This window comes from Bacillus sp. NEAU-Y102 (genome assembly GCF_054788175.1).
On sequence record NZ_JBTWFK010000001.1, the window covers coordinates 956,826 to 972,213 of the forward strand.

The following is a 15,388-nucleotide window of genomic DNA, read 5'->3' on the forward strand; positions in this document are numbered from 1 at the left end:
ACTAATAACTCTTCAATAAATGAAAACGTTTTATTTTTTTATTTATTTTTTGAATCTATTCGTTTATAATGAACTCAAAGAAAGCGTTTGCATAATTATTTCTAGGGGGAAATACCATGGCAGAACTTAAATTAGAAAATATTTATAAGATATATGATAATAACGTAACAGCTGTAACCGATTTTAATTTACACATTCAAGATAAAGAATTTATCGTATTTGTCGGTCCTTCTGGATGCGGAAAATCTACAACATTACGAATGGTAGCTGGACTCGAAGATATTTCAAAAGGCGAGTTTTCAATTGATGGTAAACTAATGAATGATGTTCCTCCAAAAGATCGAGATATCGCAATGGTCTTCCAAAACTACGCTCTTTATCCACATATGAGTGTATATGATAATATGGCATTTGGATTAAAACTTCGAAAAATACCAAAAGATGAAATCGATCGTCGTGTGAAAGATGCAGCAAAAATTTTAGGGCTTGAACAATATTTAGATAGAAAACCGAAAGCATTATCAGGTGGACAACGCCAACGTGTTGCGTTAGGTAGAGCAATCGTTCGAGATGCAAAAGTTTTCTTAATGGATGAACCATTATCAAACTTAGATGCTAAACTCCGTGTTGCAATGCGCTCAGAAATTTCTAAGCTACATCATCGCCTTGGAACAACAACAATTTATGTAACACATGACCAAACAGAAGCAATGACTATGGCTTCGCGTCTTGTCGTTATGAAGGATGGAAAGATTCAACAAATTGGAACTCCAAAAGAAGTATATGAAACACCAGAAAACATTTTCGTGGGTGGATTTATCGGGTCACCAGCGATGAACTTCTTTCGTGGTAAATTGACTGAAACCGATTTCGTTATAGACAATACCATAAAAATCAAAGTATCTGAAGGAAAAATGAAGATGCTACGTGAACAAGGCTATGTAAATAAGGAAATTGTTTTAGGTATTCGCCCGGAGGACATTCATGATGAACTACTATTTTTAGAAGCTTCACAATCTACTACTTTCACAACAAAAATTGAAGTTGCTGAATTGTTAGGTGCTGAATCTATTTTATATATGAAACTTGGAAATCAAGATTTTGCAGCACGTGTTGATGCACGACATATATTCTCACCTGGAGATCAAATTAAATTGGCATTTGATTTAAATAAAGCGCATTTCTTTGACAGCCAAACAGAACAACGTATTCGCTAAAGAAATTTCCTTCTATATAACATACAAAAAAACCGTCCACATATATTGAGGGCGGTTTTCATTATTATACTAGGGCTTCTACTGTATGAAATGATTGTCCTTTCGTGCTAATAATACCGAAAATCGGTAAATCACTAAGCACCACTTCTTCTTGCTGTTTCATAAAAGATGACGTTAATTGTTTTATCTCTATCCAAACGTCATTAATACAAAGTACATTGGAATCGTTCTCTTGTTGGCGAGAAAAAATAGAATCTATTTTATATAAACCACCATTTTGAAAAAGCATATCAATGCGACTGAATGCATTCAAAGTAATGCTAATAACGCGTTGCCAATCTCCTTGCTTTCCCATATCATAGGATACAAAAAGTGCCTCTCCGCCTAGATTCATAATTTCCTCCACTGTTGCTTGTCCACTCTCTTGATCAATGTCCGTCACAATAACTTTTGCGCCTTGTTTAGCCAACAAAAGAGCTGTATTACGTCCAATACCGATGCCACCGCCAGTTACGATAGCAACTTTTCCTGCAAGCTTCATTTTCATTACCCCTTCTATAAGTCTTACCGTCATTCAGTATACTCCTTTATAAGATTAATCTGCAAGCAAGAAAAATTGCTCATTCGTTTGTAAGCGATTACTTTTTTACTCCTTCTTTTTTCCTACTATTACGCTGATCGAAAACTAAACCGATGAAAATTAAAATCCCCCAAAAGATTACACTACCTCCAGTCATTTCAATTTCCCCCTTATTATATAAAGATATTATTTTAATCATTATAACATTTTCTTAATTTTCAATCTATTAAAACCCAAAATGATATTATTACATAAATTGTAGTATAACAAAAAAAGACCTTCTTATTTTATGGATAAAAAGGTCTTTTTTCATTATACAAGACTTATTACTTTCGTCTTTGTAATTAAGTCCTGAAAACCGCAATTGTCTTTGCGGAACAACATCATATATACGTTACATATTAATGGAATTCCTAATAGCAATACGTTCGGCAATAACAATACAAAAAATCTTATAATTAATGTTTGCAACGTTAGCTTTTCACTCTTCAATGAAATTAATTTTATTCTCGTTACCTTTTTGCCAATTGTAACACCGTTCCAAATAAAGGGTAACACAATAAAATATATCGCCATTAATATGAAAACTACTGCGAAATCATATCTAAAATCACCTAAACTTATATTAAAGCGCTTAAACATAGCACTATAGTTTCCGGTCATAATAGCTACTACTGCACCATACATAACCGAGATTAAAAACATGTCAATTAGGGAAGCACCTATGCGATTCATTACAAGCGCTGGACGATGCATCTTTAACTTCATTTTATGTCGACTCCTTCATATCCTTCTTTACCCGTCTCATCGTACCACTTCTAAAAAACATTGTAAACTAGCGTTTCTCTTACTTTTCTTGTACAATTTGTTACAATAGCATTATAAAGGAGGTTCCCATATTGAAAAAATGGATAATCCTATTCGTCGCCTTCCTATTAACTGGTTGTACAGGAAACACAAGTCACTTAACTTATACGGTTAACGATGAATACGAGCTCATACGTACTTCTGGAAATGCATTTGAACTTTTCCCCTCGCAAGATGCTGTATATGCCACACAATACATCCCTGCAAAAATTACAGACATTGCTTGGGATGATAAATACATTATTGCAAAACAAACTGAGGAAAAATCAGATCCAAATAACCCTGACGCAGCAATTGCAAATAAAAAAAGTGAACATTATTGGATTATTGACGTAAAGCACAATAAACGTTTCGGTCCCTATAATGAAAAGCAATTTAATAAACAAAAAGATGCGTTTAAAATTAAGGTGCCTTTTCAAAATGTAGATTCATACATAAAAGAAATAAAAAAACAGTCAGCATAATCTTTTGAGTGCTGACTGTTTTGTCTTACATTATTTTAAAAACACATTACTCCGAAAGTGAGATATTAAACGTTTGTGGCTCTTTTACAACATCTTGTGTTTCTGAATCTCCTGCAAGTAAATCATCAGTTATAAACTGAATATCCTTTACCTTGTCTTTTCCATCGTCAAGTATTAAACCAATAATCCCATCTCTTGTTTCACCAGGCTTATAGTCTTCTCTTGATACATTTTTTGTACCAACTAACGTATCTTCGTCATATAAAAAGTTTTGAGTCGCTACTTTAAAATGTTGCTTACCATTAATTATAACATCATTCATAGAGAAAAATTGCATATTTTTATTTCCGCTATTCTCCACTTTATATGTAATCTCAACGTAACGAATTGTATTACTAATCTCTGTTCCACTTAGCGATGCATATAATTCTGCATCTTCTTGGCTTACTTTATCCCCTAATCTACGTTTTACTTCTTCAGGAGTTAGTGCCGTGTATACTTTCAATGTATTTTTTGTCTTTTCACTCATCTGTGATAAAGAGATTACTTTCACATCTTGTACGTGAATTTTCATTGGCGCTACTTCAAATGTTTGATTCACAGAATGCATCTGCTCTAACTTGAAAGTACCCCAGCCTGTTTCTTTCACTTTTTGTCCTACTTTTTTCAGCTCACGCCCACCATATTCTTTTGTTTCAGGAATAGATTCTTTCTTCTTCGGTTCAGCTTTCTTTTCTTCTTGATGGAAGCAACCACTTAACATAAGAAGAAAACTACATAAAACAAAAATACTTTTCCATGCTTTCATCATTTCATTTCTCCTAACGCTATCATTCATGAATATAAAATTAGTCCCTTGCTTTGTAAACTATAGAAACAATGAAAAGTCCACAAAATGAACTTGTCAGTCCAGATACTATTATACCTCCAATTTGGAAAATATGAAAATAGGGATCTAGGAACACATGCACGATAAATATAATAGTTGCCACAACAATTACTGAAATCCAATACTTTCTTTTTTCCGAAGCTAAAATAAAGTCTTTACCCATTTCATTTCTATGCTTCCATAAAACGTATGCTAATAATAGAAAACCAATACATGTACTTCCATGTTGCATATATTTATAAACAGAGATACCGTACCATTCTCTTTGCAATAATGGTATTTTCATAACAAAATAGCCTGTCTTATGAGTGAATGCATCCCAAACAACATGCGTTAACATACCGAATAATGCTGAATAACAAAATACAAAAAGATCCTTCCATGTATGAAGACCCCACCCCTTGTCTACTGCATATGTATAGTAGCCAGCAAATGGTTTAGGTAAATGTGTTATAAAAGACTTTTTTAAAATGTAATGATATATGTATGCTAATAAGAAGACAAGTGGTAAATTTAAATATAAGAACCCCAGCCACGTATGCCCAATTACACCATACGGTCTAAAGTGTAAGAAATATTCAAAGTCAGGCGACATACTACCTAATATAAGAGCCGTTACTGAAATATGTTTAGAATGCTTTTTCGTAAAAGGGAGAACTGCTGCTGGATGTGCAAATGTAAACGGCATACTTTAACTCCTTCTCACATTTTCAATAGAATACCATCTATCATAACGAGAGAATGGAACTTCATGCAATATTTATTTTCACATTGGAATATGATAGTTTAAATGATATAATCCACATAAATATTCAGAAAACAAGAAGGGATTCAGGTGTTATTAACACTTGTATTTGCTGCCTTTTTAGATTCAAAATCCGTTATGAATTGAGGTTTATATATTGATTGACGTACCCTTTTTACAAAATGTCACATTAAAAAAAGAAAATATCCCTAGTTTTTCCGCATATCCTTACTGCTTACCCGCTATTCGAACATTACAATCACTAGCTTTCCATCCAAATGTAACATTCATTATTGGAGAAAACGGAACGGGTAAATCAACATTACTTGAAGGAATTGCAATTGCGTTAGGTTTTAATGCAGAAGGTGGAACGAAGAATTTCCGCTTTAGCACAAACGATTCACATTCATCTTTACATGAATACCTTCGAATTTCAAAAAGTTTCAATACACCAAACGACGGTTTCTTTCTTCGCGCTGAATCATTTTATAACGTTGCTTCTTATATTGATGAAATAGATGCTATAAAATCTTACGGCGGCGTTTCACTACACGAACAATCACACGGTGAATCATTCTTTTCCTTATTTATGAATCGTTTTTCAGGACAAGGTTTATACATTTTAGATGAGCCTGAGGCAGCTCTATCACCGATGAGACAACTTTCCATGCTCATTCGAATGCACGAACTAGCTGAACAAGGTTCACAATTTGTTATTGCGACGCATTCTCCTATTTTAATGGCTTACCCTGAATCTACTATATACTCTTTAACACAAGAGGGGATTCACGAATCCACATTAGAAGAAACCGAGCATTATCAAACGACGAAACTTTTCTTTGAAAATCGCGATCGATTATTCCATCATCTATTTGAGTCATAAAAAAAGAAGCAGCAATAGCTGCTTCTTTTTTATAGTGCTTCTATAAATAAGGCAACCCCGATACCGCCACCAACGCATAAAGAGGCAATTCCTTTTTCTAAACCACGTCTTTTTAATTCGTGAATTAAACTTACTGTAATACGAGCCCCTGTACAACCAATTGGATGCCCAAGTCCTACGCCACTACCGTTTACGTTCACTTTTTCACGGTCTAAGCCTAACTCTTTCTCTACAGCTAAATATTGAGCCGCGAAAGCTTCATTAATTTCCAGTAAATCTGCATCTTCTAATGACCAATCTACTTTCTCTAATCCTTTTCGGATTGCTGGTGCTGGTCCAATACCCATAATTTTCGGGTCTACTCCAGCTACTGAATATCCAACAATTCTAGCTAACGGTTGTAAGCCTTTTTCTTTTGCTTTTTCTTCGCTCATTAATACTAGAACTGCACTTCCGTCATTCAGGCCAGATGCATTACCTGCAGTTACAGACCCATCTTTACGGAATGCTGGTTTTAACCCTGCTAATTTTTCCGCTGTAATATCTGCACGTGGATGCTCATCCTTCGAAAATACTACTTCTTTTCTACGTTCTTTTATTGTAATAGGAACAATTTGATCGTCAAAGTGTCCAGACTCGATTGCCTTCAGTGCCAATGTATGACTGCGAAGAGCAACTTCATCTTGTTCCTCTCTTGTAATTTCATATTGTTCAACTAAATTTTCCGCTGTTTCACCCATCATAATATGGTGAATCGGATCTTCTAACACTTCCCACACCGTATCACGAATTTCTCCGTGCTGTAGACGTTGTCCCCAGCGGTGCTGTTTCAATGCATAAGGGCTCGAACTCATCGCTTCTACTCCACCTGCAACAACAACATCACTTACACCTAATTGGATTTGCATTGCAGCTGACATAATTGCTTGCATACCTGAAGAACATTGACGTTGGATTGTATATCCCGTAACTGTGTCAGGAAATCCTGCCGCTAATGCAGCTGTTCTCGCCGTATTTGCTTCATCAGTTCTTTGAATACAATGACCTAAAATTACTTCATCAACTTCATGTGGTTCTACCCCGCCTCGTTTTACAGCTTCCTGAAGTACAGGAACAGCTAATTCTACTGGCGTTACATTTTTTAGCGCTCCTCCAAAAGTTCCAATTGGCGAACGAACTGCAGCTGTAATAACAACATTATGCATTTTGTACTTGCCCCTCTCTTATGTACCCTAGTAAGTTTTTAGGTGAAATTCCATAAGATGTATATCTATAACTATCATACTATAAACATACTAAAAAATCAAAATATTTCATATAATAAAAATAGAAGGAATTAACCTTCTATTCTGTCAGTGCATATAAAAACTTTTGCAAAATTTTCTCTGTCGTTTCATTCAATTTTGGCAACTTATCTACTGGAAAATATTGAAGTTTCAACCCTTCATGATCGAGCTTTAATTCCCCGCTCACATGATGTGCCTGATACAGATGAATGACATTGAAAATTTCATCGCCATTCGGATAACGGAAATATACTTCTTTTCCTGATAGAACACCAAGAAATTGCATTATTTTTGCAGTTAACCCCGTTTCCTCAAATAACTCTCTACGTGCCGTTTCTTCTGTCGTTTCACCCAGTTCCATCGCCCCGCCAGGTACACCCCAATCATATGTATCTGAACGATATTGAAGCAATACTTCTTGTTTATCATTTAATATAATGATTGCTGATCCTACGAGAATAAGCGGTCTTGTACCAACGACTTTTCGTAACTCTTCAATATACCCCATATGTAAATTCCCCTTTCCCTAACCTCCCTTATCATAACAAAATTTCTCTCTTTTTGTTCATGTAATTTTAAAGAAAAAAAGGAAGCTTTCGCCTCCGTTTTTTCATCTTTATTTCTTAAAACTTTCATATTTTACAGCTTCAAAAGCTTCCTCAATTTCATCATTACGATAATGGACATATGTAAAACGACCCAATTCTACTAATCTTGCTATTTCCTGTAACGCTTTATGCTGCTCATATGTTTCTTTCAGCTTAATATGTACATAAAACTTCATTAAAGGATGTTCATATAAAGGTTCTCCCACCTCTACATATACATCTTCAACCCCTTGTACAACTCTTACATAACTCGCAAATTGATAAAGTGCTTCTCTGTCTGAAACGATTTTTAATGTATACATATATTCTCCCCCTTTCCTTTACTATATCAAAAAGACGACCATACCATGTTATAGAACTATGAAATTTTTTCGACTTGTCATCTATATATTCAATAAAGAAGGCGTTTATCCATACATGACATCTTTTTCCCACATATATTATAGGAAGAACTTTTTTTCATTTGAGGTGTTCCTTATGAATCCATACGTCAATATATGTATTTGCATTACTCCCGGCGCCGATATTTCTGATGACCGTATCGCAAAAGACTTAGCTGTTGCAGAATCAATTTGGCACCCCATTACATTTCAAATTCAAGAAGTAATTGTATTAAATGAACTTTTCCGTTTTTTTGACCGTGAAATCAGTTATAAAAATTCCATTCAAAGTCAAGAAAAGTTGGCATCCTTTTTCCAAACATGTGTAAATGAAGCTCCTGAATGCGACCTTTATATTTGTTATATTGGCAGTGATTATTTCAAAGAAACTGCAGTAATTGCCTGCGCTTATTCTTTAGCAAAACAACAGCAACTTACTGGCTATATCGTTTTAACAAATTCGGCTGCCCCTATGAAAAATATATATACGCTCGCTCACGAAATCGGTCATATTTTATTTACAAGACGTATTCATGGAAAACTTACTCATGCAGATCCTCATTCTCCAACCGGCTCGGAGCACCACCCTTCTCCAACAAATCTTATGTATCCGATAGTCCCTCGTCCAGAAAACGTTCATATTGATTCCTTATTAACAACAGAACAAAAAGCGCTCTCTTTACAAAGCTCTTTACTACAAAGAAAAAAACAGTAACCCTCATGTTACTGTTTAAAACAACTTGTTCCAATCAACAAACCAAATCCCGGCTGCTAGAAATAAAAATAGACAACTAAATGTAAATGTAATCCCTCTAAAAATCCCTATATAATATTTCTTTGGAAATAATTTTTTGTATATCCAGAGCAGCCGCTTTCCTATTAAACCGAAAAACAGAATATATCCTGATGTGTAATCTAATATATTAATAAAATAGTCAACATATATCCTTTTGATAAAAGAGTTATTGTTAGGTTAACCTTAGAAAACTACTACTCAATTTACCTATAAATAATACTGTCTCTCTTTTTATTCGTATACTTTCCTTTTTCTAATTTTATATGAATTTTCAAAAGCATATAAATAACAATGAAAAGAATTATTTGTTGTACATACATTCCAATAATACTTGATAAATCTATCATTACGAATACATATTCCAATGCAATTGGAACTAGTAAATACGCCAAAGTAAACCAACCACCAAATTTAATATTTACAATAGCTGCAAATAGAACTACTATTCCAACAAGAATGAAGCTTTCTGTCGCAGTAAATTTAATAAATGTTGTACCATAAAAATTATTTAATAATGCAATACTGAAAATTGATAAAAACCATATCGCACCTGTTATATACATAATTAAAAATTCAGTTCTTTTACGCTTAAATGAGGCTGTTCTCATGCCCCATATTAATACACTAATTCCTACAAAAATCATAATCGGATATCCGATTAATTCAATTAAAGAATAAGACAAACGATGGTCGGCTTCACTAAAAAATACACTCTTCATCATCGTGAATGCTAATAAATTTATAATAAAGTAAAGCAATAATTTATAATTCCCTTTTTTATCAACTTCCATCTCTTTGGCAAGTTGATTTGCATACTCTTTTGGAGCATGACCGAATATATCATTTACACTCTTCCCTCTCTTTTCTCCTTCTATTAAATGAACTTCCGCATCTTCTATAAAGGAAATAATATCAGCTTCTCTAATGCCCTTCGTTCGTAAATACCCTTGAGTATCATCTAAAAACTTTTGCCCTTCATTCGATAGCACTTTTATCACTCCCTTATTTAACCATTTCTCTTCTATTCGTCTTCATCATAATTTCAAGGAAAATTAAAATAAACAAACTTCCGTATAAACATATAACTTGAAATAACACTGGCATGAGCTCTTCAGATGTAAATGTTTTAAACATTTACATAATAGAAAGCGGAATGATTAAATATAAGTTTTTAAACCATCCTTCAAAATATATATTTATCGCTACTGTGATGATAAAAATCCCACCAGCTACTATATAACTTTGGACTTCGGTGAATGTGAGCATTTTTGTAGGATATATCACATCTAATATCGTAACAGCTCCTAATAAAAACAATGGAGCAATCATAACTAAAGACCACATGGAAAACCATGTTTTTGTAAAGCTTGTGACGAAGGTCATTTTGCGAAGTAGAAAATTAGGACCTATAACAACTAAAATCAATGAAAAACTGTAACCGATACACTGAATAAGTGAAATCTGTAACATTCCATTATTCACTATTAAGATAGAAGCAATAATCCAAAAAGATACGATATTCATTACTGTAAAACCAATTTGCTTCCACGTTTCCTGTCTATCTCTTTCCATTACCTTTACAAGTTCATGCGCATATTCTTTCGGTGAGCTTCCGAAAATATTTTCTACACTCTTCCCCTCACTCTCACCTTCTATTAAATGAAGTTCTGCGTCTTCTAAAAAGTTTTCAATATCACTTTCTTTCACACTCTTTGCCATCAAAAATAATCTCATATCTAACAAAAACTTTCGTGCTTCACTTGATAACATTATTTTCTCCTTCCCTTCAAGTAGACGTTCTACACTACTTTGCATCGCTTCCCAGCGATCCATAAATTCACCAAGTGCTTCCTCGCCTTTTTCTGTTAATGTATAATATTTTCTCTTTGGACCAGATAGCGATTCCTTCATTACGCTTGTTATTAGTCCTTCTTTTTGCATTCGTATTAATAACGGATAAATACTTCCCTCACTCGCCATTGTAAAACCATACTTTGCTAGCTTCTCACTCATTTCATAACCGTATATTTCGCCTTCAGAAATAATAGCAAGTAAGCATCCTTCTAAAATCCCTTTCAGCATTTGACTTGTCGACATAATTCAAATCCTCCTACTATCTTGTTTTACAAGATAGCTAGCGATATTTTTTCCAAATGTTTGCAGGAATTTCATTATAACCTCTCTAAATAGAGCACTATGAAAACTTTATTATGAAGGGATGTTTTTCATCATGGTTACAAATCGAGTTGTCTTTTTAACAGGTGCTGCGAGTGGTATTGGATATGAAGTGGGAAGTACTTTTGCAAAAGAAGGTGCAAAAGTTGTGATTACTGATCGTCTTGAAGAACGTGCGAAAGAAGCTGCTGAACAATTACAAAATGAAGGTTTTCAAGCTATCGGTTTAAAATGTGACGTTACATCTGAAGAGGAAATTACAGCAGCAATTTCTCAAACAGTTGATCATTTCGGTTCATTAGATATATTAATTAACAACGCAGGAATGCAACACGTTTCACCCATTGAAGACTTTCCAACTGAAAAGTTCGAGCTGCTAATTCAAATTATGCAAATTGCTCCGTTTATCGCAATTAAGCATGCCTTTCCGATTATGAAACAACAAAAATATGGTCGTATTATTAATGTCGCTTCTATTAACGGCCTGGTCGGGTTTGCTGGAAAAGCTGCCTATAATAGTGCAAAACATGGCGTAATTGGATTAACAAAAGTTGCCGCTTTAGAAGGTGCTACGCATGGTATTACTGTTAATGCCCTTTGCCCTGGTTATGTCGATACCCCTCTTGTACGTAATCAACTACAAGACTTAGCTACTACACGAAATGTACCACTTGAAAATGTTTTAGAAGATGTCATTTATCCACTTGTACCACAGAAGCGTTTGCTACAAGTACAAGAAATCGCTGATTATGCTATGTTTTTAGCGAGTGAAAAAGCGAAAGGTATAACTGGTCAAGCTGTCGTTATCGATGGTGGCTATACTGCTCAATAAAAAATAAAGTTTGCTCAAGAAGAGCAAACTTTATTTTTTATTACGAGGATCTTCGTACTTTAGTAATTGCCGCGGGAGCTTCTCAATTGCAACAATTACCCCCTCTAATTTACTTTCAATACGGTGGAGTAAATATAATGTTACAACAATTGGAAACCCTACATTACCTATCATCTTGATCCACTCTTCCATCCTCTTCCCCTCCTTTCATTATATAAGTAAGAGAAAACAATGCATTTAGGCATAAAAAAACAAGCTATTATGTATTAGCCTGTTTTTCAAATAATGATGCAATTTCTCGTTTATAATCCCCGCTTATAATACCTTTCTCAGTAATAATTCCTGTAATTAATTCGTTCGGTGTTACGTCAAATGCAGGGTTATAAACATTCGTTCCGATTGGTGCTACTTGTTTTCCAAAGATTTTCGTAACTTCTGTTTCATCTCTTTCTTCAATAATTATTTCGGCGCCAGTTTCTTTCGTAACATCAAATGTTGACAGTGGCGCAGCAACATAAAATGGGATATCAAAGTACTTTGCTAAAATAGCTAAATTCATTGTCCCTATTTTATTTGCCGTATCTCCATTTGCGACAATTCGATCCGCCCCTACAATAATTGCATCTATTTCTTTCGTTTGAATAGCATGAGCTGCAGTATTATCTGTAATAAGGGTCACATCAATATTTGCTTGCTTCAATTCCCACGTCGTTAAACGACCACCTTGTAAAACTGGTCTCGTTTCACACGCATATGCATGTAAACGCACACCTTTCTCTTTTCCAATATAAAAGGGAGCTAATGCAGTTCCATATCTGGCAGTTGCGATACTTCCAGCGTTACAGATTGTTAAAATATTATCGCCATCTTTAAAACATGTTAACGCATATTCCCCAATATTTCGGCACACCTCTTCATCTTCCTGCTGAATGCGAAGCGCTTCTTCTTCTAATGTTTTTTGTGCTTCTTTTATTGTAGTAATCCCTCGAATAGATTCTCTCATACGATCAATTGCCCAAAATAAATTGACCGCTGTCGGGCGTGACGTCCCCAAATAATTACAATCTCTATTAAACTTCTTTTGAAATTCTTCAATATGTACAGTGTTATATTTTTTTGATTCAAGCGCCAAGCCAAATGCAGCTACAATTCCAATTGCAGGCGCTCCTCGTACTTCTAACATTACGATGCTTTTCCAAACCTCTTCAATAGTCGTCAATGTTTTATATTCTGTGCTATGCGGCAATTTCGTTTGATTTAATACCGCAATTGCATCACCTTTCCAACTTACAGATCTCGGAACAGTAACAATTGTACTCATGCTTTTATGCCCCCTGAAACTGTCTGTTGAAATAATGTTCGAAACAGTTGAATATCAGCACTTTTAGATTCATATTTTATTAGTTCTTTTCCTATGGATAGCGCTTGTTTCTTAGCTTGAATTCTTGTTTCCTTATTTTCTATCTCATCTAAATCTGCTACATGAGCTAAACCAATTGTTCTACGAATCAGTTCACATCCTGCAAATCCAACAGCATCAGTAAAGATATTTTGCAAAATAATTGGTAACCATTGTTTTTCTTTGGTATATGCTTCTACACCTTCTCCAATCCATAACTTTGTAAAAGTCTCTACAAAATAACTCCACGTCTTTTCTATATGGAAAAATAGTACACTTCTTTTTTCTTCTTCTCTAGATAAAGCATTTAATAATAGATTTGCAATAAATTGACCTATGTCAAATCCAAATGGGCCATAGGTCGCAAATTCTGGATCAATCACTTTCGTTTCAGAAGGTGACGAAAAAATACTACCAGTATGTAAATCACCATGAATAAGAGTTTCTTTTCTTGTTAAGAACTTATATTTATATTGTGCTACTTTTAGTTTTAAAGTTTTATCACTCCAAAGTTCATCAACCACGAGCTGTAAATCTGGCTCATAATCATTTGTATCATAATGTCCAAACGGATCTGTAAACACTAAATCCTCTGTAATTTTACAAAGATCCGGATTTACAAAGGTACCTTCTAGTACCCTCTTCTCTTCTGATTGTAAACCAAAATCTGAAGTGTAAAATAAAACATGTGCTAGAAAACGGCCGATATGCTGGGATAAAAGCGGATATTCTTCTCCGCCTATTAATCCTTTTCTTGTAATTGTTAGTCTTGATAAGTCTTCTATTACCGTTATCGCTAACTCTTCATCATGACTGTACACTGCTGGAACATAATCCGGTACATACTGCGCAAAAATTTGTAAGGCCTTACTTTCAATCGTTGCTCTTTTTATAGACAATGGCCAGCTTTCACCAACTACTTTCGCATAGGGCAGTGCTTGTTTTATTATAATTGATTTCTCTCCATCATCTAATTTGAACACGTAATTTAAGTTTCCGTCTCCAATTTCATGACAAACGACATTTGCCTTCGCTTCAAAATAGCCATGATCTTTCGCATATTGTACAGCTGTTATTTCTGTTAATGAATAATATCCCATCGTCTTCTCCCCCTTTTTAAATTCAGAGGTTTTTCTAACATAGAAAAACCTCTTTCCACTAAGAAAGAGGTTTGAAGTTTATCTTCTCCCCTCTTATCTGCCAGAAAGTTTTACTTTCTGCTGGAATTAGCACCGTGCCTTTTGGCGTAATAAACGCCCCATTTCACAATGGTATTACGGTCGGTTGCTGGGCTTCATCGGGCCAAATCCCTCCACCTGCTCTTGATAAGAGTTGTATAATTTTTTGAATTTTTAACTTTATGTTGAAGACTATACCAAGAATAAAAATCACTTGTCAACATTTTATTTGTATAATTCTGGACGACGATCCGCAAAAACTGGAATTCCTTTACGTACTTCTTTAATTTTCTCGAATACAAGCTCTCCAAATAAAATTGATTCTTCTTCATTTGCTTCTACAACAACCTCGCCCCAAGGATCGACAATTAAAGAATGACCGGCAAACTCATTATTCGGATCCTTTCCTGCCCTATTACAGGCAACAACATAACATTGATTTTCAACTGCTCTTGCTTGCAATAGCAAACGCCAATGTGCTAAACGAACTAATGGCCATTCTGCTACAACAAATAAAACTTTTGAACCTTTTGCAGTATGAACGCGCATCCACTCTGGAAAACGAATGTCATAACAAATTGTGCCGGCGCACTCTACATCATCTAACTTAAATTCACCTGTACTATTTCCAGCGATTAAATATTTATGTTCATCCATAAGCTGAAATAAATGCACTTTACTATATTCATTGACTAGTTCTCCTTCCTTGTTTACCACATACATTGTATTTGTAACACCTTGCTCTGTTTGCTTCGCTATGGAACCACCAACAATATGTACACCATATTGTTTCGACCATTCTTTCAACTTTTCTTTCGTTTCCAATCCATCCCTATCTGCAATTTCAGAAAGTCTTGCTAAATCATATCCTGTTGTCCATAATTCTGGTAAGACAATAACATCCGGTCTCTCCTTCATCGCTTCGCTTATTTTATTTTTAGCATTCTCAATATTTTTTTCTACATCCCCAAAAACAATATCCATTTGAATACATGCGACTTTCATTTTTTCAGCCCCATTCTTATTTTTCTCTTTACAAAATACTGGAAAGATTATATCATTTGTCACTAGAATTGTAACAACTTTCAA

19 protein-coding genes, 2 pseudogenes and 1 riboswitch are annotated in these 15,388 nt (G+C 34.6%); of the genes and pseudogenes, 5 read left to right on the top strand and 16 right to left on the bottom strand.

The features are described 5' to 3' along the window. Positions 1-116: 116 nt before the first annotated feature. Positions 117-1,217: an ABC transporter ATP-binding protein gene (locus ACYFX0_RS04640; RefSeq protein WP_000818934.1), complete on the top strand. Its 1,101-nt coding sequence runs from the start codon at positions 117-119 to the stop codon at positions 1,215-1,217. Between the two features lie 64 nt (positions 1,218-1,281). Here ACYFX0_RS04640 and ACYFX0_RS04645 read toward each other — a convergent pair whose 3' ends face one another. The 3 genes from ACYFX0_RS04645 to ACYFX0_RS04655 all read right to left on the bottom strand — a co-directional run bounded on the left by ACYFX0_RS04645 (position 1,282) and on the right by ACYFX0_RS04655 (position 2,565). After that, entirely contained in the window at positions 1,282-1,791 is a 510-nt protein-coding gene (locus ACYFX0_RS04645; protein WP_000218411.1) for an SDR family NAD(P)-dependent oxidoreductase, read from the bottom strand. Positions 1,792-1,855: 64 nt separating this feature from the next. Then, positions 1,856-1,954, bottom strand: coding sequence for a hypothetical protein (locus ACYFX0_RS04650; protein WP_000145659.1), 99 nt, complete (start codon positions 1,952-1,954; stop codon positions 1,856-1,858). Positions 1,955-2,109: 155 nt separating this feature from the next. Continuing rightward, the gene (locus ACYFX0_RS04655) at positions 2,110-2,565 is read right to left on the bottom strand and encodes an RDD family protein (RefSeq protein ID WP_460269942.1); all 456 of its coding nucleotides are present in this window, start codon (positions 2,563-2,565) and stop codon (positions 2,110-2,112) included. Positions 2,566-2,696: 131 nt separating this feature from the next. Between ACYFX0_RS04655 and ACYFX0_RS04660 the strand changes: the two genes are divergently transcribed. Beyond that, positions 2,697-3,128, top strand: a complete 432-nt coding sequence (locus ACYFX0_RS04660) for a DUF3997 domain-containing protein (RefSeq protein ID WP_000758794.1) — start codon at positions 2,697-2,699, stop codon at positions 3,126-3,128. A gap of 46 nt (positions 3,129-3,174) precedes the next feature. On the opposite strand, the gene ACYFX0_RS04665 is transcribed toward ACYFX0_RS04660, so the two are convergent. Next, entirely contained in the window at positions 3,175-3,939 is a 765-nt protein-coding gene (locus ACYFX0_RS04665) for a hypothetical protein (RefSeq protein WP_460269943.1), read from the bottom strand. A 37-nt stretch (positions 3,940-3,976) separates the two neighbouring features. After that, complete coding sequence (locus ACYFX0_RS04670; RefSeq protein WP_086397977.1) at positions 3,977-4,705, bottom strand: DUF4184 family protein; 729 nt, start codon at positions 4,703-4,705, stop codon at positions 3,977-3,979. A gap of 214 nt (positions 4,706-4,919) precedes the next feature. Between ACYFX0_RS04670 and ACYFX0_RS04675 the strand changes: the two genes are divergently transcribed. After that, positions 4,920-5,645 carry an AAA family ATPase gene (locus ACYFX0_RS04675; protein WP_000568001.1) on the top strand — a complete coding sequence of 242 codons (726 nt, stop codon included), beginning with the start codon at positions 4,920-4,922 and terminating at the stop codon, positions 5,643-5,645. A 29-nt stretch (positions 5,646-5,674) separates the two neighbouring features. Here ACYFX0_RS04675 and ACYFX0_RS04680 read toward each other — a convergent pair whose 3' ends face one another. From ACYFX0_RS04680 to ACYFX0_RS04690, 3 genes are all read right to left on the bottom strand, one after another. Beyond that, positions 5,675-6,850, bottom strand: a complete 1,176-nt coding sequence (locus ACYFX0_RS04680; protein ID WP_000552075.1) for an acetyl-CoA C-acetyltransferase — start codon at positions 6,848-6,850, stop codon at positions 5,675-5,677. A 139-nt stretch (positions 6,851-6,989) separates the two neighbouring features. Then, complete coding sequence (locus tag ACYFX0_RS04685; RefSeq protein WP_002005651.1) at positions 6,990-7,439, bottom strand: NUDIX hydrolase; 450 nt, start codon at positions 7,437-7,439, stop codon at positions 6,990-6,992. Positions 7,440-7,547: 108 nt separating this feature from the next. Continuing rightward, on the bottom strand, positions 7,548-7,841 hold the full coding sequence (locus ACYFX0_RS04690; protein WP_000288330.1) for a DUF3928 family protein: 294 nt from the start codon (positions 7,839-7,841) through the stop codon (positions 7,548-7,550). A gap of 175 nt (positions 7,842-8,016) precedes the next feature. Here ACYFX0_RS04690 and ACYFX0_RS04695 point away from each other — a divergent pair, with 175 nt between their 5' ends. Continuing rightward, positions 8,017-8,634 carry an ImmA/IrrE family metallo-endopeptidase gene (locus tag ACYFX0_RS04695; protein ID WP_460269946.1) on the top strand — a complete coding sequence of 206 codons (618 nt, stop codon included), beginning with the start codon at positions 8,017-8,019 and terminating at the stop codon, positions 8,632-8,634. Positions 8,635-8,649: 15 nt separating this feature from the next. Here the strand turns inward: ACYFX0_RS04695 and ACYFX0_RS04700 are convergent, their stop codons facing one another. The 4 genes and pseudogenes from ACYFX0_RS04700 to ACYFX0_RS04715 all read right to left on the bottom strand — a co-directional run. Beyond that, entirely contained in the window at positions 8,650-8,874 is a 225-nt protein-coding gene (locus ACYFX0_RS04700; RefSeq protein ID WP_370541918.1) for a DNA-binding protein, read from the bottom strand. 44 nt (positions 8,875-8,918) lie between these two features. Further along, positions 8,919-9,704, bottom strand: coding sequence for a DUF1129 domain-containing protein (locus tag ACYFX0_RS04705; RefSeq protein WP_000950457.1), 786 nt, complete (start codon positions 9,702-9,704; stop codon positions 8,919-8,921). A gap of 13 nt (positions 9,705-9,717) precedes the next feature. Beyond that, positions 9,718-10,485 (bottom strand): annotated as a pseudogene (locus ACYFX0_RS04710) (DUF1129 domain-containing protein). Positions 10,486-10,494: 9 nt separating this feature from the next. After that, positions 10,495-10,812, bottom strand: a pseudogene (locus tag ACYFX0_RS04715) (PadR family transcriptional regulator); the annotation flags it as partial. Positions 10,813-10,945: 133 nt separating this feature from the next. On the opposite strand from ACYFX0_RS04715, the gene ACYFX0_RS04720 reads away from it, so the two are divergent. Then, positions 10,946-11,722 (top strand): 3-hydroxybutyrate dehydrogenase, encoded by a 777-nt coding sequence (locus ACYFX0_RS04720; RefSeq protein ID WP_000258453.1) that lies wholly within the window; start codon positions 10,946-10,948, stop codon positions 11,720-11,722. 30 nt (positions 11,723-11,752) lie between these two features. Here ACYFX0_RS04720 and ACYFX0_RS04725 read toward each other — a convergent pair whose 3' ends face one another. The 4 genes from ACYFX0_RS04725 to ACYFX0_RS04740 form a co-directional block, all read right to left on the bottom strand. Further along, positions 11,753-11,914 (bottom strand): YvrJ family protein, encoded by a 162-nt coding sequence (locus ACYFX0_RS04725; RefSeq protein WP_000393338.1) that lies wholly within the window; start codon positions 11,912-11,914, stop codon positions 11,753-11,755. A gap of 67 nt (positions 11,915-11,981) precedes the next feature. After that, a complete protein-coding gene (gene mtnA / locus ACYFX0_RS04730) occupies positions 11,982-13,043 on the bottom strand; it encodes an S-methyl-5-thioribose-1-phosphate isomerase (RefSeq protein WP_086397978.1) in 1,062 nt (353 codons plus the stop codon). After that, complete coding sequence (gene mtnK, locus ACYFX0_RS04735; RefSeq protein WP_016098934.1) at positions 13,040-14,221, bottom strand: S-methyl-5-thioribose kinase; 1,182 nt, start codon at positions 14,219-14,221, stop codon at positions 13,040-13,042. The genes mtnA and mtnK overlap by 4 nt, the downstream gene beginning before the upstream one ends. 90 nt (positions 14,222-14,311) lie before the next feature. After that, positions 14,312-14,453: riboswitch (SAM riboswitch) on the bottom strand. Between the two features lie 71 nt (positions 14,454-14,524). Continuing rightward, on the bottom strand, positions 14,525-15,388 hold the full coding sequence (locus tag ACYFX0_RS04740; RefSeq protein WP_002162505.1) for a carbon-nitrogen family hydrolase: 864 nt from the start codon (positions 15,386-15,388) through the stop codon (positions 14,525-14,527).